The 19,484-nt window shown below is 52.3% G+C and carries 18 protein-coding genes; 4 read left to right on the plus strand and 14 right to left on the minus strand.

Annotation, left to right across the window (positions count from 1 at the left end; translation table 11 throughout):
- Window positions 1-489 precede the first annotated feature (489 nt).
- Both SD69_RS18250 and SD69_RS16190 read right to left on the minus strand, forming a co-directional pair.
- A complete protein-coding gene (locus SD69_RS18250) occupies window positions 490-1,920 on the minus strand; it encodes an alpha/beta fold hydrolase (protein ID WP_052481279.1) in 1,431 nt (476 codons plus the stop codon).
- Window positions 1,921-1,925: 5 nt separating this feature from the next.
- Complete coding sequence (locus tag SD69_RS16190) at window positions 1,926-3,764, minus strand: monovalent cation:proton antiporter-2 (CPA2) family protein (RefSeq protein ID WP_041524036.1); 1,839 nt, start codon at window positions 3,762-3,764, stop codon at window positions 1,926-1,928.
- 123 nt (window positions 3,765-3,887) lie between these two features.
- Between SD69_RS16190 and SD69_RS16195 the strand changes: the two genes are divergently transcribed.
- A complete protein-coding gene (locus tag SD69_RS16195) occupies window positions 3,888-5,468 on the plus strand; it encodes an enolase C-terminal domain-like protein (protein WP_041524037.1) in 1,581 nt (526 codons plus the stop codon).
- 35 nt (window positions 5,469-5,503) lie between these two features.
- Here the strand turns inward: SD69_RS16195 and SD69_RS16200 are convergent, their stop codons facing one another.
- The 7 genes from SD69_RS16200 to SD69_RS16230 form a co-directional block, all read right to left on the minus strand.
- Window positions 5,504-7,084 carry a mechanosensitive ion channel domain-containing protein gene (locus SD69_RS16200; RefSeq protein ID WP_084591622.1) on the minus strand — a complete coding sequence of 527 codons (1,581 nt, stop codon included), beginning with the start codon at window positions 7,082-7,084 and terminating at the stop codon, window positions 5,504-5,506.
- 193 nt (window positions 7,085-7,277) lie between these two features.
- Window positions 7,278-7,484: a hypothetical protein gene (locus tag SD69_RS16205; RefSeq protein WP_041524038.1), complete on the minus strand. Its 207-nt coding sequence runs from the start codon at window positions 7,482-7,484 to the stop codon at window positions 7,278-7,280.
- Window positions 7,485-7,767: 283 nt separating this feature from the next.
- Entirely contained in the window at window positions 7,768-9,723 is a 1,956-nt protein-coding gene (locus tag SD69_RS16210) for a response regulator (RefSeq protein WP_041524039.1), read from the minus strand.
- Window positions 9,724-9,729: 6 nt separating this feature from the next.
- Window positions 9,730-10,173, minus strand: a complete 444-nt coding sequence (locus SD69_RS16215; protein ID WP_041524040.1) for a response regulator — start codon at window positions 10,171-10,173, stop codon at window positions 9,730-9,732.
- 6 nt (window positions 10,174-10,179) lie between these two features.
- Complete coding sequence (locus SD69_RS16220; protein ID WP_052481281.1) at window positions 10,180-11,676, minus strand: sensor histidine kinase; 1,497 nt, start codon at window positions 11,674-11,676, stop codon at window positions 10,180-10,182.
- Window positions 11,673-11,912 carry a histidine kinase dimerization/phospho-acceptor domain-containing protein gene (locus SD69_RS16225; RefSeq protein WP_041524041.1) on the minus strand — a complete coding sequence of 80 codons (240 nt, stop codon included), beginning with the start codon at window positions 11,910-11,912 and terminating at the stop codon, window positions 11,673-11,675. Before SD69_RS16225 ends, SD69_RS16220 begins: the two co-directional genes overlap by 4 nt.
- A gap of 70 nt (window positions 11,913-11,982) precedes the next feature.
- The gene (locus SD69_RS16230) at window positions 11,983-13,293 is read right to left on the minus strand and encodes a sigma-54-dependent transcriptional regulator (RefSeq protein ID WP_041524042.1); all 1,311 of its coding nucleotides are present in this window, start codon (window positions 13,291-13,293) and stop codon (window positions 11,983-11,985) included.
- Between the two features lie 255 nt (window positions 13,294-13,548).
- On the opposite strand from SD69_RS16230, the gene SD69_RS18840 reads away from it, so the two are divergent.
- Window positions 13,549-13,758 (plus strand): hypothetical protein, encoded by a 210-nt coding sequence (locus SD69_RS18840; protein ID WP_157471727.1) that lies wholly within the window; start codon window positions 13,549-13,551, stop codon window positions 13,756-13,758.
- 473 nt (window positions 13,759-14,231) lie between these two features.
- Here SD69_RS18840 and SD69_RS16235 read toward each other — a convergent pair whose 3' ends face one another.
- The 4 genes from SD69_RS16235 to SD69_RS16250 form a co-directional block, all read right to left on the minus strand.
- A complete protein-coding gene (locus SD69_RS16235; RefSeq protein WP_041524043.1) occupies window positions 14,232-14,774 on the minus strand; it encodes a hypothetical protein in 543 nt (180 codons plus the stop codon).
- Window positions 14,775-14,785: 11 nt separating this feature from the next.
- Window positions 14,786-15,085 carry a hypothetical protein gene (locus SD69_RS16240; RefSeq protein WP_041524044.1) on the minus strand — a complete coding sequence of 100 codons (300 nt, stop codon included), beginning with the start codon at window positions 15,083-15,085 and terminating at the stop codon, window positions 14,786-14,788.
- A 126-nt stretch (window positions 15,086-15,211) separates the two neighbouring features.
- Window positions 15,212-15,373, minus strand: a complete 162-nt coding sequence (locus SD69_RS18605; protein ID WP_041524045.1) for a DUF1328 domain-containing protein — start codon at window positions 15,371-15,373, stop codon at window positions 15,212-15,214.
- A 249-nt stretch (window positions 15,374-15,622) separates the two neighbouring features.
- Complete coding sequence (locus SD69_RS16250; protein ID WP_084591623.1) at window positions 15,623-16,777, minus strand: AI-2E family transporter; 1,155 nt, start codon at window positions 16,775-16,777, stop codon at window positions 15,623-15,625.
- Window positions 16,778-17,198: 421 nt separating this feature from the next.
- Between SD69_RS16250 and SD69_RS16255 the strand changes: the two genes are divergently transcribed.
- Complete coding sequence (locus SD69_RS16255) at window positions 17,199-17,870, plus strand: BON domain-containing protein (RefSeq protein WP_041524046.1); 672 nt, start codon at window positions 17,199-17,201, stop codon at window positions 17,868-17,870.
- Window positions 17,871-17,920: 50 nt separating this feature from the next.
- Window positions 17,921-18,466 (plus strand): ferritin-like domain-containing protein, encoded by a 546-nt coding sequence (locus SD69_RS16260; protein ID WP_041524047.1) that lies wholly within the window; start codon window positions 17,921-17,923, stop codon window positions 18,464-18,466.
- 49 nt (window positions 18,467-18,515) lie between these two features.
- On the opposite strand, the gene djlA is transcribed toward SD69_RS16260, so the two are convergent.
- Complete coding sequence (gene djlA / locus SD69_RS16265; protein ID WP_041524048.1) at window positions 18,516-19,313, minus strand: co-chaperone DjlA; 798 nt, start codon at window positions 19,311-19,313, stop codon at window positions 18,516-18,518.
- Window positions 19,314-19,484 lie beyond the last annotated feature (171 nt).

Here is a 19,484-nt window from a genome sequence, read left to right on the forward strand (position 1 = left end):
CAAGGCCGGCTGAGGAGCAACCAGAGCCGGGAGGGCAAACGGGCATACCAGATTGTTATCTTTTTATATGACAATTGCCTTTATCGTCACGACATTCTCCACAAATATGTAACCGATTACAACAAAAAATTACGTAGCCTTACGAAAAAACAGTCAATCTTTAAGCTCGCAAGAGCACCTGAGCATCTTTTAAAGGCCAGAAATGACACCAAAAAAATAATAATTTTGCTTTATTTTCAATGAGATAAAAGAAATTTACGGTGAGAACGGTAAACCAGGTTAGCTCTATGGGTAAATTCAACTGCGCAACAGCTGCTCTGTATGAGTGACGAATAGACCGTATCAATGAGAGAACGAGAAGCATCAACGACACCAAGAATGTAATCGGCGCTCACAGCCGGCGTAAAGGCGAATTAATGGTTGGCAGCGAATAAGGACGTTATTACAGCGTGATTTACGATGTATCCATAGGCAAATAGCCGATGCAGACTAATCCTTCGACGCTCCTATTTCATACACCCCATGTAAGGTTCGGCTGAGCCCTGGCCCGCGCAATTTGCTAACCGAGAATATAAAGCTGGAGGGGCCGCTGGCGCTCATCGCAGCTTCGGTGCCGCGCACCGTAACCCCCGCTAAATCCAGCTCGCTATTGTCGGCAAGGATTCCGTAAGCTCCGATAAGCTGACCATTGGTCATGGTAATCTGGGATTGGTTTACCTGTAGCGCAACCTTGTGCGACAACACATTCACATTGCGCAACTCTACCTCGGAGCGGTCAATGTAAATCGATTGCGCCTGAACATTTTCGAGCACGGCACCGTCGCAATTGTGCAACTCTATCTCACTAAAAACCCCGCTAAAATACTGATTTTTTTGCTCGTGGCACACTAACTGACCCTGTGATAGCGACAGAGGCTTTGATTGCTCAGGCACCCTAGTGCTTGCAAGAAACTCTAACAATAGTGGGTTAAAGGTGTCCCGGTGCGCCATGGGGACATGCCCGGTTTGACTTAGCACCACTCGCTCGGCGTGGCGTAACTGCCCCTCTAGCAGCACCCCCGTCCGCGGTGGTGCCACAGGGTCCTGATCACCCCATACAATCAGTGTCGGGGTGCTTATTTGACCGAGCGCCAGAGTAAAATCTTCACCCATTAAGGCGAGCGCCGCATTGGCATTGGGCTGGTCACCCAATAGCACCGACCAGGCCGTATCGCTGGCGCGCAGTAGCTTTATCGGATCAGGCAGGCGCTCGGCGAAGCTTAACAACTGCTTGCCCCAGTCACGCAGCTGCTCGCCCGCTATGTCTTTAAACGACTGTGGTATCTGGTCGGTAAGGGGGAGTGCACCACTGCTTACCGGTAACGCGCTGGAGTGGGCTAAAAACGCCGAGCGCTGTAACACGCCTGCGACACTCACCACCACTAAGCGATCCAGCGTATCGGGAAAACTGGCCGCATAACGCAACGCAACCGCGCCACCGAGAGAATGCCCCACCAAAAACACTCGCTGCTGCCCTGTCTGGCTAATAAGCCACTGCAACAGTCGAGCGTATTGGCTAGGCGAATAACGCCCCTCGGGCTTTTGCGACAACCCAAAGCCCGGTAAATCCATCGCCAGTACATGATAGTGCTGGGCCAGTGCCGGAATAACACCGCGCCAGTCGCGGTAACCGTTTTGCCCTAAGCCATGTACGAGAATAACCGTGTCTTTGTGTTGCACACCGGCTTCAACCAAATATATGCGGCTATTAAAGATCGGCTCGTGCACATAACCCGCATTAGCTATCGCGGTTAAACTCGGGATTACCGGGGGCGTCTGCACACTGGTATCACTGAGCTTTTCGAGCACACGAGCCTGTGCCAGGTTGCTCAGCCCCGACAGCAACACAAACGCCCAGATTAATAATGTAGCGCAATGCATAATGCCTAACGCTTATCGCTGCCGGGAATGTCGATATCCTCAGCTTGGGTTGTACCGGCATCATCCTGCAGCACCCGGCGCAACTCGTCGAGGTTTTTGCGAATCGCACGGCCATAGCTTTTATCGTCGCCCCACAGTTTGGCCAGCTTGCGCAGCGATTTTTCATCGTGCTCCTCAAACAACTGCCCCGCCCGCTCGGCGGCCTGTTCGGTTTGTCCCAGTACTTTTAATGCATCAACCCCCAGCTCCAGCGCCGAGTGAAATGTCTCCCGTCGCAGCCCCGCCACATCGGCAGCTATCAGCTGGTAAGCATGGCGACGATCGATCGCCCGCACCAATATTTTTAAGCGGGGAAAGTGTTTTTGCGCCGTGGTGACGATACGCATGGCCCGATCGGGCTCATCCACGGCAACAATCAACACCGCAGCTTCGTCGCCACCCGCGGCACGCAGCAAATCAGAGCGGGAGGCATCACCGTAGTAAACCTTATTGCCGAAACGGCGCACCAACTCAACCTGGCCGGGGCTATGATCGAGAATCGTCAAACGATACCCCTGCGCGCTCAGCAAGCGCCCTACTATTTGGCCGAAACGACCATAGCCGGCAATAATTACATGGTCAGTGGGTGCGATATCCGTATCCGCGGCAGGCTCTGGTTTGTTTTGCCCGGCGCGACTAAAAAACCATTCGTAGGCGGCCAGCAACAGCGGCGAGATAAGCATCGACAAAGCCACAATAACGGTTACCGTCTGGCCAACCTCTGGGGTAAACACATTCATACCGCCGGCGGCCGAAACGATCACAAAGGCAAATTCACCTCCCTGAGCCAGGGCCAGCGAGAATAATAAGCCACGCTTAACCCCCATCTTAAAGATTAGCGCCAATAGCATCAGCACGGCCGCTTTGAGAGCGATAAGGCCGATAACCGCCAGCGCAATCAGCAGTGGTTTATCGAGTAACACGTCAAAATTGACGCTTGCCCCCACCGTAATAAAAAACAGCCCCAACAACAGCCCTTTAAAAGGCTCGATATCCACCTCGATTTCATGGCGATACTCACAATCGGCTAATACCACGCCCGCCACAAAAGCACCCAGTGCCGGCGACAACCCCACCTCCTGCATCAGCACCGTAATAGCCACCACAATAAATAACGCAAAAGCGGTAAAAATCTCGCGGCTATCGGTTTGCGCCAACCAACGAAACACAGGCGCGGCCAAAAATCGTCCCGCTAAAATAACCAAAGCAATCGTGGCTACACTAACCCCAACCCGCAGCGGCGCCGATAAACGAGCAATAAAATTCGCGTCGGGAGTCATCGCCTCGGGGCTGCCACTGGTAGCGCTTAACAGTGGCAACAGCGCCAGAATTGGGATAATAGCCACATCCTGGAACAGCAAGACTGAAAAACTATTGGAGCCGGCTGGCGTTTTTAACAGCCCCCTTTCGGTCATCGACTGCAACACAATGGCCGTGGACGACAGCGCGAGCGCCAAGCCAATCGCCAATGCGCTCTTCCAGCTGAGATCACTCACCACTACCGTAATGACTGTTAGTAGGGCCGCGGTCAAGGTAACCTGCAACCCGCCCAAGCCTAAAATTGGGCGGCGCAGCGCCCAGAGTCGCGCAGGTTGCAGCTCGAGGCCGATTAAAAAAAGCATCATCACCACGCCAAACTCGGCCACGTGCATCACGTCGGTTTGATCACCCACCAACGTCAGCGCATAGGGGCCTATAATGACACCGGCAATTAAATAGCCCAGCACCGAGCCCAGCCCCAATCGCTTTGCCAGAGGCACAGCGATAATGGCCGCACACAAATAAATCAGCGCATTGTGTAACATGAAACTCTCTCCTTTGATGGCCTTAACGCCGCCCTGCGGGCCAGCTGCTATGCTATTAGACACTATATTCGTATTAATACCGTTAACGCCAATTATATAGCGACCAGTAGGAGGCACACAGACATGATCACTGTCCAGTCCGTCCGGGTTACACCCGTTGCGGCGCCGCCAACAGGCTTTGGTGGCGATGCCCGAAACATCGCGCAAGGCGGCCCAACGTACGCCAACGTTTATTTGCAAATTACCACCAGTGACCATCAACTAAACGGTAGCAGTATCATTTTTACTAACGGTCACGGCCTGAAAGAGATGTGTCAGCTAACCGAGCAGTTTGCCACACGTTTTTTACTTGGCGGCGACTCACCTATCAGAGTCGATACTTTGCACGAGGGCACAAACTTCGGCCGCCTGTGCCAAATGATGCTACAGGACTCTGATTACGGCTGGCTCGGCGCCGTCGGCATGTCGCGCATGGCCATAGGCGCGATCATTAACGGCTTGTGGGATCTGCTGGCCAAACAGCAACAAAAGCCTGGGTGGCATGTGTTAGCGCAAATGCAACCTGAGCAACTGATTGCCTGCATCGACTTTGAGCACATCAGCGATGTTTTAGCCCCCGCCGATGCGCTGGCACTACTGAAGCACGCACAACAAGGCCTACCCCAACGGATTGACCGGGTATATCAGCGCGGGCTTTTGGCTTACAACACAGCGGGCTGGAGCGGCATCAGTATCGAGCAGCTGCAGGCGCAGACCCGTCTAATGATCGAGCGGCGCTGGCCACAAATTAAAATAAAAGTAGGGGCTAGTTTTGCACACAGCCGAGCGCAATTAACCGAGCAAGGCAAAGCCGCAAGCCGGCACCAGCTTGATCAGCTCGCCAAAGCTGCGGCAGACGACGACCTAACCCGTTTACGCGCCGTGTTTGAAACCATTGAGCAGCATGATCACCGGCACCATCCCCTGCAAATTGCGGTGGACAGCAACCAGGTATTTGATATCCGCTCGGCCACAGTGTATATTGGCCATCTCGCCAAAGAGCTCTACCGGCTTAATCCCGCCTATAAAATCGTGTGGTTTGAAGAGCCCACAACACCCCACAGCGCCATGGCACACTTAGCAATACAGCACTCTTTGCAACTGAGCTTTACCGATTACGAGCCGCCTCTCAGTGTGCCTTTATCTACCGGAGAGCAAGGCGCCTCACCGGTGGTCTTTAAAGACTCACTGTTTGCCAACCTCGGGCGCTTTGAGCACGAGTTAACGTGCGCTATCGACGTTATCCAAATGGATTACTCGCGCGTGGCTGGTATCGCCGACAATCTGGCGATTTTGTTACTGGCGCAACAGGCCCGCAGCCAGGGGCGTGACGTACGTATCTGCCCTCACACGGGGGGTATCGGTTTGTGCGAGGGAATGCGCAATGTACAGGCGCTGCAACACGCCCTGTTTGGTCACACCAACAATAAGGGCACACCCGATATTCTGGAGTTTGTGGAGGAGCCCGACCGCAGTGTACATGAGGGCGTTTTTAGCAACCCAGCCGTTGTGGTCGATGGCTACTATCAAATGGACAGCTCCCCTGGAGTTGGGGTCGACTACACAGAAGCGGGTTTAGCACGATACCGCCTACCCGATGGCTCTGCCTGGACGGACAGTGACGAGTGTCGTACGCTGGCCAAACGACTTTGCGGCAACGCCTAAAGCGTTAGCCCGGCCCAGGCTGGCACGACAGGGGGTTAGCGCCCCTCGCCGCCCTCTGAGCCCTCGTCTTCATCATCCTCAGTCGATGGTTGTTGGATACCTCGTTTCGAGCTGGGAGAGCGCTTGTGCTCAATTGCCGAACCTGAATCACCCTCCTCCTCTGCCGGCTCGTCATTATCCGCGCTCTTGTGCAATGCATCATCAGCGTCGGTCATACGCTCAACCATTAAGCGCGCCGGCGGTGCGGTACCATCTTTGTCCTCCCCAAAATACAACGTCTGATGGGGGAACGGTATTTCAATATTGTGCTCGTCAAAGGCGTATTTCATGCGGCGGTTAAACTCGCGCCCCACCTTCCATTGCTGAATAGGCAGCGTTTTAATACGCGCTTTAATGACAATCGCGCTGTCGGCAAAGGCATCAACTCCAAGTACTTCGAGCGACTCAAGAATTAAATCTTTGTAGTCTTCGTCTTTTTCCATTTCGGCGCTAATGCTGTTTAACACATCAATGACTTCGTCGGGGCTTTCGCGATAAGCGATGCCCACGTTAAACATGTAGTAGCTAAAGTGTTTGGTGTAATTCTCTACCACGGTAATTTCACTAAAAGGCACGGTGTACACCCGGCCATCTAAGTCGCGCAGCTGAACTTTACGCAGGGTGATTTTCTCGACCAGGCCAGTTCTGCCGCCCACCGCCGCCACATCACCCACCTGTATTAAATCTTCGACAATAATGATAAAGCCATTTAATACATCTTTAATCAGCGCCTGAGCACCAAAGCCAACTGCCACACCCACAACACCGGCACCAGCCAGCAGCGGCGTCACATCAATACCTAACTCGGCAATAACGGTGATACCAAAAATAACCAGCACCACGCCATACAATACATTGCGCGCGATGGGCACTAACGTATTAATGCGTGAGCTTCCGCGTTTTTCTAAGCGATAAAAATACCGTTCTAAGGCCGCCGAGATTAGCTCAAAGAGAATCACCGCAAAAATAAGCGCAATGAGAAAACTAAACAGGCTGTTAAACCAAGAGGCAACCGTCTCACTGATTGTGAGCTTGGTGGAGCCTCCCCAGCCAACAGCCATCACCGCCAAGCCGGCAAAAATAAAAATAAACAGAAACGCAAGAACATTAATCAAACGGTGATAAAAATTTAATCGTTGGTGGTTAAAACGAAACCGTTTGCGCGCGGCGTGAAGCTTTTTAAAAAGCTTTTTTACCGACCAGCTGACAAGTAAAAAGACAACAGCTGCCACCAGCAGAATCAACCCTGTGGCCACCCAGCGGTCCGAAACACTGGACTCGAAGCCAAGTCGATCCATCATCCCCTCAACGCCACTTTCCCAGCTCTCGGTCACCTCATCGACGTTAATGACATGGTCCACATCCACCGCCTGTGAGCGCGCTTCGGCGTCTTCTGCCTCGCACTCTTGCCCTTCGCAGTCACTGCTTGACGAACTACTTTCGGCCTGCTCTGACGACGATGATCCACTGTCTAAATCGAGGCTTAGGCCCGGCATCGCCGATGCCGGGAGCGCGACCGCTACCATCAACAACAGGGTTAGTATTAAGTGCCATGCTGTACGACAAGCAGACGTCATAACAAATCTCTCTTTGATGTAAGGCAAACGTTGGTTTGAACAAGGAGGACGCTATGCCACAACCGGCCGTCGCTGTGGCAGTTAAAGGGTTAAAGCTATCTTCTTGGATATAAAAAAAGCGGTAGCGCACCTAGAGTACGCCACCGCTTTTGGTATCGCGTGATATTGCTAAGCAATATCGGCAATGGCTAACTTAACAGTTTTCACCTGATACTTCTTCACAGGCGTCTTCCATACCATCGCTTACTTTATCGCCGGCATCTTCCATAGCATCTTTGGTGTCTTCTGCAGCATTATCTAAGCTTTCGCCCAGCTGCTCGGCACCGCCATCATTTGTATCACACGCCATTAATGGGGCGGTAACCATCATCAGTAACAGTAAACGTTTAATTGCGTTCATTTTTTGCTCCTTAATATTGGCTGTTTTCTTCGTCGCACCTGTCGTAGGCCTACTCTTGTAACATCAAGCCTACTTGAACGTTGCGTACTCCTACCTATGCGCGAACCATGCCAACTTAAACAACGGCCATAATACGCGTGCTACAACGGCGTAACGAGGTATATCTTGAGGTTTTCTTGCAACTTTTACACGCCAACTCAAGCAAATTACAAATATCACTTAATTATTCCGGCGCCATATTGGTTTTAGCATAAACCCCGGCAATAGCCAGAAATTTCTATGCTCACGCCTGCAGCGCGTTCTCCAAATCTGCCAGCGACAGCGGTTTTAGCAAGCCAGACTCAATGCCACACTGTTTCGCGCGTACCTCATCAAGGGGGTCACCACTGGCGAGTACCAACCGGGCACCGGGGTGCAGCATACGACAGCGCTGGGCTAGCTGGTAACCATCCATGTCCGGTAAATTGGCGTCCAGCAAAATCACCTCAGGCGTTTCTTCGAGCAACAAAGATAGCGCTTCGGCACCGTCTTTGGCGCCGACGACGCGCCACTCGAGCAGCTCGAGCAAGCCAGTGGTAGCCAACAACGCATCGGCGTTATCTTCCACCAGCATAATCACCGGCGGTTCACCGTTATTCTCTCGCCCACTTAGGGGCTCAGTATTGAGCGCAGCTGAAACCTCCAAATAGCGCAGCAGCAACGTATGTAACTGGCCCTGATCCACAGGCTTACTCAAATAGGCGTTAAACCCCGAGGCTAGGCACGCATCCATATCGCCTTTCATATGGGCGGCCGTCAGGGCTACCAAGGGCGTAGTGTGATCGACTTGCCGCAAGCTTTGTGCCGCCTCGTGCCCCCCCATGACCGGCATATGGATATCCATCAAAACCAGGTCGTAGGGCTTGTCTTGCTGCTTTTGCGCACTGATGCGATCGAGAGCCTCGGCGCCGTTTTGCGCATAGCTAACCTCAGCTCCGGTCATTTTGACAAAATGACCAATCAACATGCGAATATCCCGCAAGTCATCAACCACCAATACCCGACCTTTAAGTTGCGGGACCTCGCTCAAGGGGCCCCGCTCGGCGTCAACCTCCAGCGAGAACATCTCGCGCCCCTCTACCGGCACAGCGCCGGCATCAATATAAAAGCTGAAGGTACTACCCTCGCCCGGTGTGCTGCTCACATCAATAGCGCCACCCAGGCGTTCAACCAGTTGCCGACTGATAGCCAGCCCCAAACCGGTGCCCGCTTGCGACTGGGTATAGGAGTCTTTTGCCTGAACAAACGGTTGGAATATTTCGGCTTGCGACTTCAGCGTAATGCCTACACCAGAGTCGATCACCCAAAAATGCAATTGAGCTGCATCTGGCTCACCGCTCATTTCCACCCGTATCCTAATGCTACCGGCATCGGTGAATTTAATGGCGTTGCCAATTAAATTTAGCAACACCTGACGCAGGCGTGTAGGGTCGGTAATAATTTGAGTGGGCAGCGGTGTAGGGGTTTCCATCAACAACTCTAGATTTTTATCCACGGCCGCGCCGCGCATCAAAAAGTAGATATCCGTTAAAAATGATGACAAATACACCTGCTGAGGCTCTAGCTCGAGCTTACCCGCTTCGATTTTGGACAAATCTAAAATATCGTTTAACAAACCTAGTAGGTGTTTGCCGTTGCGGTGCACAACCCGTAAATGCCCTGAGGACTCAGCGTCTTGACTGTTGCTAAGCAATAATTCAGTAAAACCCAAAATGGCGGATAATGGTGTGCGCAATTCGTGGCTAAGATGGGCGAGAAATTCACTTTTCGAGCGGTTTTCCGACTCGGCTTTCAAACGCTCCACTCGCTCGCGTTCCATCTCGCGCCGAGCCAAGGCGTAGCGAATAGCGCGAGCCAGCTGCTCAGCGGTAAGACTGGCTTTAACCAGATAATCCACAGCACCGGCCTGCAGCGCCTGCATATCGACCTCGCCCTGATGCATCCCGGTCAGCAGGATGATCGGCCCGGTAAACCCCAGCGACTGCGCCTCAGCCAACAACTCGATACCATCACGGGCACCGAGTTTGTAATCCATAAGACACAGGTCGTGTTCATTTTTACTCAGCTGCGCCCGCCCATCCTCGTAACTTGCGGCCCAATCGAGTTGGTAGGGGCCGCGGGTTATCTCATCCAGCAGGTCTCGTGCGAGTAAAAAATCGTCTTCGTCGTCATCGACGATGAGTAGCTTTACGTTTTGCATAACAACTTAAGGCAGCTCGACAAACTCTACCCAGTATTTACCTAAGGTCCGCATTAAATCGACCAAAGCCTCAAAGGTAACTGGCTTAGAGATATAAGAAGCGGCGCCCAAATCATAGCCTTTAATCATGTCCTCTTCGGCCTTCGAGGTGGTTAAAATAACCACTGGGATACGGCGTAACGCAGGGTCGGCTTTAAGCTCAGCCAACGCTTCACGACCGTCTTTTTTGGGCATATTTAAATCAAGCAAAATAAGCCCGGGCAGCGGGTATTTGCTGCGATCGGCGTACTGCCCTTCACCCTTTAGGTACTCGATCAGCTCAACGCCGTCTTCGGCAAAGTGCAGTTCGTTCAGTACCCGGCTCTCCACTAACGCCTCTTCGGCGAGCAAACGATCGTCCGCATCATCGTCCGCCATCAAAATAATCAAAGGCTTCTTTTCTACATTCATGGAAGGTTATTCCTCTAAAGTTGCCAACTCAAATTGAGTTTTGGGCAATGTAATAATAAATTTCGTACCGACACCAACCTCGCTCTCGGCGACGATCGTGCCACCGTGGCGCTCGACAATTTTGCGGCACAGCGCCAAACCAATACCGGTGCCGGCGTATTCATCGCGGCCATGTAAGCGCTGGAACAGGTTAAATACCCGATCGTTGTACTGGGTATCAAAGCCAATGCCGTTGTCACTAAAAACTAAACGCAGCCACTCGCGCGGCTCCGCGCCCTCTTCATCGAGGGCATCCTCGCTGGCAACGTCCTCACTGTAAACACGAATCACTGGGGGCACGCCTTCGCGACGAAATTTAAGGCTGTTGCCTATCAGGTTCATAAATACCTGACCGATTTGCGATTGATCGGCATCAATTTCCGGCAGATCGGTAAACTCGACACTCGCGCCGGTATCATCGATAGCGTATTCAAGGTCTTCCAGCACACCCTTCATTACTGAGTTTAACGCTACGGCCTCAAACGGTTTTTGCTGGGTTGTCACCCGGGAGAAACTCAGCAAATCATCGATGAGGTGCGACATGCGCTCGGAGGCGGCATGCATTCGACGGATATAATCGGCACCGCTATCACCCAGCTCGGCACTGTACTTCTTTAGCAAGCGATCACCAAACGCACGTATTTTACGCAGCGGCTCTTGCAAATCATGGGAGGCGACAAAGGCAAACTCCTCCAACTCGCGGTTACTGCGCTGCAACTCATCAGAGTACTGCTGCAACGCCAGCGTGCGCTCCTCGACTTTGTCCTCCAGCTCTGCGTTTGCTTGTTCGATCTGTGCGTACAAGACGATTAACCGACGCGAACTGCGATAAACGGCCAAGAAAATGACCAGTGACAGTACCAAACCTATTACGTTAGTAGCAAATAGCGACTGCAGAATAAATTGACGGTCTTCGCGCGCGACGTGACGGTTTTTATACAGCAGCATCATTTCGTCCGCTTCCATGTCATCGGTCAGCTCACCGAGCTGGCGCATTAAGCTCACGCCATAATCCGAACGAACCCGGTTCATCGCCTGCTGGCGCTCACCAGCGTGCACCAACGATACCGTCTCCTGCATCTCATCGATTTTTTGGTTGGTTAACTCAAAAACACTTTTAAAACGGGTTAGCTGCACTGGCAGCTCGGTAGTTGCACCTGACAATGAGGCCAACAATTCATCGATCTGGGCCAGTGCATTGTGGTAAGGCTCAAGGTATTGGGCATCATTCGTTAACAAATAGCCGCGCTGGCCGCTCTCGGCGTTAACCAGTTCGGTTTTTAACTCTTTAATAAGCGCCAGCACCTCCAGAGTGTTGGTGATGCTTTGGTTATTCTCGTGCATTACGCCAATCGAGCGGTACGCCGTAGCCATGTTAATAATAAAGAACACAACCAATACCAGCAGCACCAACAACCAGGGGCGACCGGGCAGTTTGGTACCTTTACTGAATAGGTTAATCAATGGTTATCCCCTCGGTTCTCCGAGGCAGCTTCCTGCCCGGTAGACATGTGGTCGCGTAGCTCAGTAAGCACGGTGTCACATCGACGACACTCTTGCAGAATTCGCTCAAAAATGGCGCTGGCCTTATCGACATCGCCGGTACGCTCTAGGGTTAACTTACCCAACTCGGCGTTTACCGATATATTATTGAGTGGATTTCGCACATCATGGAGCAAGCGTTGTGTGTCACTACTCATACATAACCTTAAACTAATAGATACGACGGATTTCAATCATTTAAACGACTGGTAAACTAATAACCCAGGCTCACTGCTCAGAGTAACTGTTGAGTCGGTTGTACAGGGTTTTTAAACTTACACCCAGCATCTCGGCGGCCTTTTTCTTGTCGCCATCTAAGTGCTCCAGTGTCGATTCAATCAACTCGCGCTCAACGTCTTCGACGGTTTTACCCACGGTTATTCCAACGCCTTTATTGTCGCCCACCTTAGAAAATGGCGACGACAAATCATCGGGCAGCACTAATAACTGAGTCTCAGGGTCGGCCATAATAAAAGCACGGTGAATCGCATGACGCAGCTCACGCACATTACCCGGCCAATCGTAAGCCTGTAGTCGCGCCAGATCTTTGGGGTCAAGTTTAATGCTTGCCTTATACTGACGATTAAACGCCTGTAAGAAATACTCGATAAGCAATGGGATATCGTCGGTTCGCTGACGCAGCGGTGGGATGTGTATCGGAAACACCGCCAACCGAAAGTATAAGTCTTCACGCAAACAGCCTTGTTCGGCTATCTCAACCTCGGTTCGGTTGGTTGCCGAGACTACCCGACAGTCGATATCCACCGCACTGGTAGCCCCTAACCGGGTTATTTTGTGGGTCTCCAGCACGCGCAATAGATTGGGCTGCTGGTCGATGGGCATCTCGGTAATTTCATCCAAAAACAGCGTACCCTCGTGAGCCAGCTCAAAGACGCCCGCTTTACGGTGGGTTGCCCCGGTAAACGCCCCTTTCTCGTGGCCAAACAACTCACTGCTAATCAAATCCCGGGCAAAGGCGCCGCAGTTGGCCGGTACAAAACCACCTTTAGGCTTGGTTGCCGTATGAATCGCCGACGCCACAACCTCTTTACCGACGCCACTCTCCCCCATCAGCAATACATTAGCCTTGGTTTGCGAGACCCGCTCGATCATTTGATAGAGTTTTTGCATAGGCGCCGACTCCCCCACCAGGTGACCAAAGTGCAGAGCGGTATCCACTTCTCCCACATCGTCGTCATCTTCAAACAACGACTGCAATTGAGCCAGGTCGATCGGCTTAATAAGATAAGAGATATTCGGCCCGTACAAGTCTTTAACAATGGATTTTACCGACGGGTGGCCGGTAACCAAGGTAACCTGTGTCTGATCGCGGTTTTTTATCGAATCGAGAACATGCAGACCACTGCCATCGGGCATAATCAGGTCCAGGATGACATGATCGAAGGATCTTCCGGCGGCTTTGGCCTGGGCGTCGGCGACCGTGCTTGCCGCTACGACTTTGTGCTGCAACAGCTCCAGCAGCTCGGTAGTCGCGTCTAAAAATCCTAAATCATCATCAACCAGTAATATTTGCGCCACAGACTGTTCCTCGACTCCGTTAATCCAACATTATCTTGATATGGTTTCGGACGACAATGCTACACCTTTTTGCAAAATATGCGCAGTGGTTTCGCCTACCAACCGGCAGTATTTGTTAGTTCTGCCTTGTGTGCCCCAATCTCCGTAGCACAGAGCCCCTATCGGCCCCACGTTGCCGTGGCATAGGGCTTGCTAAGGCATTAAGAAACCAACGTCGGCGGTTAGCCCGCCGCCTATATTTAATAGAGGCATAGTATGAACAATTCAACCAACAGCCCCGCGAGCGGCAATACGTTAATCTACCTGGCAGGACTCGGCAGTGCGGACTCCTTAGAGGCAGACAACCTATCGCGCCATAACCGCCAGAACAACCAACCCCAAAGGCAGTCGGAGAGTTCGTCCAGCCTGACGCAACGCCTGCGTGTCTTTTGGCAAAAACACCGTGGCGAGCAACCGCGAGCTTAAAAGCCCCACCTGTAGGCTTGGCGGCGGCCATAAACACCTTATGTTAAGCCGCCCCCTACTCTCCGTCGCTATAATCCGAGCAAGGGCTAAAAGTCATTCGTTAACAGACTGGCAGGGGGAAGAGATTAACCGAAGCGGGCCTGCGCCTTTTACGGCGGTATCTTTCATTTGGATCACTCAAGGATAAAAACTAGAATCCGCACACAGGCCGTGATAGACAGATGAAATGACTTATTCCGGTATCAATAGCCTCACCCTTACCATCGTCCTACATCGGAAACCTTATTATCTGGCGGGTTTACATCAATAAGCGCCAAGGGCTCAATGTCAGGCCACTGTACCGCAATAACTTGCGTGGGACATTGTGCGTTGGAGCGATGCGCTCGACTAAAAAACCCGCCACTACAGCGCTGGCCACGGCGCCCCAAAACAAGGAGCGTCGATCTACTTCACCGTACTCTTGTACCAGTAAATCACCGACCGCTGCCCTGCGGCGGCTCAGCTCCAGGCTCTTTTGTTGTACTCGTTTCGCTAAACTCATTGCGAACTCCCTGAATAATCGTTTTTAGCTGTTGCCGCGACTCTGGCAACGTTAAACGCCGGCGGTAACGCTTAACGCCAAACCACATGAGCGCCAACAACATTACCTGCATAACAAACAGCACCAAAAAACCAACGACGGGGATATCGCTGACACTATACGCAACCCACGCAACGAGGACAGAAAGGCTCAACCAGGTTAACAAAATCGCCGGTAATAGTAGCAACCAGCTGCCAATTAGCGCCGGAATACTCTTTAATGCCAGACTTACCTCTAACCCCAGTAGCTCAGAGTAACTTTTAAGGCAGCCCATAATGCTGTCGCCAATAGCGACGGCCTGATGAAACTCGTCTGCCAGACGGCTAGCGGCACTCTCTTCAGGTGACCGCGTTTCGGCAGCATCCGCTGCGCGCTCCTCAGAATCGACTGAGCGGGGCTTACTGGCCCCGCTCTCATCTTTTCTCTGCTCGGTCATTGTCGCCCGCGCTACTTAGATGATTTCATCAAGCGGGACACCAACCAACCGGCCGCAAAGGCAACACCCACGGTGACTAACGGACGTTCGCGTACGAAGTTTTCAGCCTGGTCGCCGTACTCACGCGCACGAACCTTGCCTTCCTCCACTTTTAAGCGCGCCTCTGCCGCTCCTGCCGAGCCGATAGAGCCCACGGCGTCGTACACACTTGAGGTTGCTTGCTTAACTTGATCCATTGCTTCAGACATGGAAACTCCTTCTGCATTGGTTGAGTTACGGGTTTTATCAGACTTACTGCTTTGTGTAGCCATGGTAAATTCCTCTAATCCTTGATCTTCCAAGTTGATGTTGACGCGGCGCCTCGCTAACTATTGTGCAGAGGGCCGCAGCTGTCAAATACCTTCAATCACATTTGCTTGCTAACGGCTAGTCGACCGTTATGGTCGGCGACGCCCGAAAATAAGCGACAATACAAACAACACTAAAAATATAACAAACAGGATTTGTGCAATACCTGATAGCGTGCCTGCGAGCCCACCAAAACCTAATACAGCGGCCACTAATGCGATAATAAAAAATAAAATTGCGTAACCTAACATAGCTATTCTCCTTTGCCGTTTATGCCGCCATCATCGCGTTTGCGCTTTTGGCGACTTACGGTATTTATAACTCAAGCAGCGTGCCAACTTTGCAAAACCTTGCTATCACTGGGCTGCGACGAATCCATGTAAAAATCATTGTGGTTTTGGTTAGTATTTTGGTCGCTTTGCTTGAAACATCTGCACGTAAAAGCGCAGGTTTTACACATGCCTTTCGCACTAAGTACGCCGAAGTGTGCGAAAGGTTTATCACCGCTGCGTGTTAGAACTTGCTGCACCAGACGCTGGCGGCTCATCGGCGTCCGTCTCATACCCGCCATCGAGCACACCGACCCAGCGACCCATTAGATCAAGGTGAGTGGCCAGTATGCGACCGCAAACCAGCAGAGGAATGGCGATCAACATCCCCACGGCGCCCCACAGCCACCCCCAGACAAACATCCAGAGCACAACCAGCAGCGGATTCATATTGAATCGCTGGCCCAATAGGGTCGGGGTAATAAACTGACATTCGATAAAGTTAAGAATTAAGAACGCCCCGGGAACCATAACCACAGCCTCCCAGGAGGAGAACTCCATAAACCCGACCCCCGTCAGGATAACCGCCAACAACATCGGCCCTACATAAGGTGCAAAATTCAGTAAGGTCGCCAGCGCCCCCCACAATAGAGCGTCTTCAACTCCTAATAGCTTCATTGCTCCCGCCGTCGCCAAGCCCAGGCCGACATTGATCAAGGAGATCACGAGCACATAGCGGGAGATATCATTCTGAATCGCCTGAAAAACCACGACGGTCGATTTTTTTGCACTAAACGTACTGCGCGCCTTGACCACGTGGCGCATCAACTCCTCGCCAAACACCAGAAAAAAATAGGTAATAACCACGACCGCCCCAACCTGTATAGCAAACAGCGCGGTGGTCTCCGCCAGTACCGACACGGCCGAATGCAAGGTCGAATCCATAGCCTTCTCTATAGAGTCGCCGCTGTCGCCCGTGGCCGAACCTGACATTACGCTTTCTTTGATTGCCGTAAATGACTTCGACATCTCTCCCATTTCGTTCGCCAGCTTATCGCTCAAGGTCGGAATAACCTTTAGCCAACGTGTGGCGGGCTCAACCAACAAACCAAATAGATAGCTGATCCCTCCCAGCAGCGCGCCAATAACCATTAATGCCGCGGCGGGCTTAGGAATATAGATCACCCCTAACGCTCGCACCAAAGGGCTTGAAAACAGCGCAATGAAAGCAGCAACACAAACGGGCACTAGCAAAGTCTGCGAAAAATATAAGGTATATAGCACCGCCAGGATGGCCAACAGCTTTAGTGCCAGCAAAGCGCCCCGGCTTATTAGGTGGTCACTAGCGGCTGCTACCGCAAGGTTAGATTTAGGGGTTGTCGACATATTTTTAGCCTCTGCTAGTGCCCTAGTGGTAGTAACAAGCGCATGCCTGCCCGATTAGGCTTACACGCAAAGGCGTCAGATACTGCGAAAACTATACCAGCTCGTTAATAAGCTGATGCACCGTAACAAAGGCCTTTATGCGCAATAACCGTAACTCAGGGGCGGAAGGGTCTGTACATTTTTCACAAATTTGAAAATTAAGCCTTTGCAATCACCTCTCGGCAAGCAAGGCCAACTCGCGCATAACCAGAGTAAGAAAGCTCCGACACCCGCCCTATCAAGGCAGCTCTGCCGATGAGCGGGAGCTTCGCCGTCTCCAATATTCTGGTGTTAGGCCGCTGGCACGATTTACGCATAAGCGGACACAACATTGAGTTTTTGAACCTTACAAGTTGTCACTTTATTTGCGGAGTACTACACGATGAACACCCCGGAAAGACATTCACTGCAACACATGATCGCACCTGTTACCTCCGTTGCGCTTGTCACCGCTTTCTCAGTCTCGACCGCGATCGGTGCAAACAGCAAAAGTGCTTACGCAGACAAACCCTCTGCCAAAGACTACTGGGCGGAGTTCAGCCAAGACAGCGGGCAGAGCTGGGAGAGCAGTCAGGAGGCGTTTCGCGACGGCTGGATTGAAGGACGCCTAGATGCCGCCCTGTCGCTTAACGAGCATTTAAATACGTTTGAGCTACAGGCTAACGTATCCGCCTCAACAGCAACGCTGACCGGCGCCGTGGCCAACGAGATCGACAAAGAGCTGGCCACTAATGTGGCCATGGGTGTTGAGGGAATTGAAAAGGTCGATAACCAACTAACCGTTGACCAGAGCCTCACCCACGACAGCGACGAAGAATCGGGCCGAAATTTTGCTGAATACCTGTCGGATATGTCGACGACCGCCGCCATCAAAACGGAGCTACTGGCCTCGTCTAACATCAACGGCATTGGCATTGATGTCGACACCTACCACAACGAGGTGACGCTGACCGGCTCAGTGGCGAGCGAAGCTCAGCTAAAACTCGCTGAAGCCCTTGTTACAAAACACCCGGACATAGACAAAGTACACAATAAGCTTAGTGTTGCGCCGTAACAGAACTAGCGCGCTAACCCGTTAACCGTGATCCACCAAGAGGTACACAAATGACAAACACAGCCTTTATCAAAGACCTGGACAACCGCCGCGCTCAGGCGCGCAAGCACATGATGAACGGTGCCGTTACCGAGGACTTTACTCAAGACAAAGATCAGATTATCGAGCTGCTTAACGAGGCGCTCGCCACCGAACTGATTTGCGTATTACGCTACAAAGCACATTACTACACCGCGCACGGACGCGGCGCTAAAGTCGCATCGGCCGAGTTTTGGGAGCACGCGCAAGAGGAGCAACAACACGCCGACCAATTGGCCGAACGTATTGCGCAACTCGGTGGCACACCCGAGATGAACCCAGACGAGCTAACCAAGCGCTCGCACAGCGATTACCACACAGGTGGCGATACGCTTGAAATGCTACAAGAGGATTTGGTGGCCGAGCGTATTGCCATTAGCAGCTATCGCGAGATGATTGGCTTTGTGGGCGAAAAAGACCCGACCACTCGCCGCATCCTGGAGGACCTGTTAGCGCAAGAGGAAGAGCACGCAGACGATCTGGTCGAACTGATTGAGCATATTGACGGTGAGCGGTGAATGAGGAGCGGTGAACGGAACCTATATTCGCTCACCGCTTTTGATAACCTTACTGACGGGACTTTTTCACCAAATCGTAAGCCGCCTGAATTTCTTGCGAGCGTTCAGTGGCGGCTTTAACGGCATCTTCAGGCAAACCTTGCCCGGCAAGTTTATCCGGGTGGTACTGGCTCATTAACTTACGGTAAGCCTTTTTCACCTCCGCATCTGAAGCGCTGGACTCAACACCAAGTGCTTCATAAGCGCTGTTTAAGTCGCCTCCTCGGGGCTGTGCGCCACCGCCGGACTGATACCCGCCTCCGGCCGAGAACGAGTGCTGCGCTTTAATCATGCGCAGCAATTGCTCAAAGGCAAAACCACTGATTCCCAACGCGGCGGCTACCTCGCGCAACACACGCTCTTCGCTGGCATCAAACTGGCCATCTGCCAAAGCCAGATTCACCAGATACGACAACAGCATTTGCACCAGATTACGGTTGTTTCCGCAGCGGGTGCGAAACTGTGCGAAAGTCGCCTCAGGATTAAAGTCGGGCTGAGAGCCCTCTTTGAATAAATTGATGGCTACCCGGCGCTGGTCGGCAGACAAGCCCATCTGAGTCATGAGTTGCTCGGTTTGAGCGATTTCGTTCTCACTCACACGGCCATCGGCCTTAGCGAGATAACCCAGCAACGTAAAGGTTGTCTCAAAAAAGCACTGGCGGATGATCGCCTGCTGCTCCGGGGACGCCATACGGGCTTGATTGCGGTAGCCTTTGTCGAACATGTGGCCGATAAACACCCCCAATAACGCCAACAAGGGGCCCCCGACCACAAAACCTAAGACACCGCCAATTATCTTACCTATCATGCTTCAACCTGCTCCAATACCACTTGTAAGCCGTAAGCTTACCATTAATAACAGCGTAAACGTGTGCAACAAATCTTTACAGACCGCGCCCCGCTTGGCGCAACCACGGCCCGCCTGCACGCGGCCAGCTCGATAAGCCCAAGGCGATTCCGTATAATCGCTAAACGCGCC

The sequence above is a fragment of the Gilvimarinus agarilyticus genome (assembly GCF_000832015.1).
Taxonomy (GTDB): domain Bacteria; phylum Pseudomonadota; class Gammaproteobacteria; order Pseudomonadales; family Cellvibrionaceae; genus Gilvimarinus; species Gilvimarinus agarilyticus.

Bases quoted from the DNA above. Each gene is read 5' to 3' on its own strand.
- SD69_RS16260 (WP_041524047.1), top strand. From the start codon at position 17,921: ATGACAAACACAGCCTTTATCAAAGACCTGGACAACCGCCGCGCTCAG.
- SD69_RS16200 (WP_084591622.1), bottom strand. From the start codon at position 7,084: ATGACGTCTGCTTGTCGTACAGCATGGCACTTAATACTAACCCTGTTG.
- djlA (WP_041524048.1), bottom strand. From the start codon at position 19,313: ATGATAGGTAAGATAATTGGCGGTGTCTTAGGTTTTGTGGTCGGGGGC.
- SD69_RS16190 (WP_041524036.1), bottom strand. From the start codon at position 3,764: ATGTTACACAATGCGCTGATTTATTTGTGTGCGGCCATTATCGCTGTG.
- SD69_RS18605 (WP_041524045.1), bottom strand. From the start codon at position 15,373: ATGTTAGGTTACGCAATTTTATTTTTTATTATCGCATTAGTGGCCGCT.
- SD69_RS16255 (WP_041524046.1), top strand. From the start codon at position 17,199: ATGAACACCCCGGAAAGACATTCACTGCAACACATGATCGCACCTGTT.
- SD69_RS16215 (WP_041524040.1), bottom strand. From the start codon at position 10,173: ATGAATGTAGAAAAGAAGCCTTTGATTATTTTGATGGCGGACGATGAT.
- SD69_RS18250 (WP_052481279.1), bottom strand. From the start codon at position 1,920: ATGCATTGCGCTACATTATTAATCTGGGCGTTTGTGTTGCTGTCGGGG.
- SD69_RS16225 (WP_041524041.1), bottom strand. From the start codon at position 11,912: ATGAGTAGTGACACACAACGCTTGCTCCATGATGTGCGAAATCCACTC.
- SD69_RS16205 (WP_041524038.1), bottom strand. From the start codon at position 7,484: ATGAACGCAATTAAACGTTTACTGTTACTGATGATGGTTACCGCCCCA.
- SD69_RS16250 (WP_084591623.1), bottom strand. From the start codon at position 16,777: ATGTCGACAACCCCTAAATCTAACCTTGCGGTAGCAGCCGCTAGTGAC.
- SD69_RS16240 (WP_041524044.1), bottom strand. From the start codon at position 15,085: ATGGCTACACAAAGCAGTAAGTCTGATAAAACCCGTAACTCAACCAAT.
- SD69_RS18840 (WP_157471727.1), top strand. From the start codon at position 13,549: ATGAACAATTCAACCAACAGCCCCGCGAGCGGCAATACGTTAATCTAC.
- SD69_RS16235 (WP_041524043.1), bottom strand. From the start codon at position 14,774: ATGACCGAGCAGAGAAAAGATGAGAGCGGGGCCAGTAAGCCCCGCTCA.
- SD69_RS16210 (WP_041524039.1), bottom strand. From the start codon at position 9,723: ATGCAAAACGTAAAGCTACTCATCGTCGATGACGACGAAGACGATTTT.
- SD69_RS16195 (WP_041524037.1), top strand. From the start codon at position 3,888: ATGATCACTGTCCAGTCCGTCCGGGTTACACCCGTTGCGGCGCCGCCA.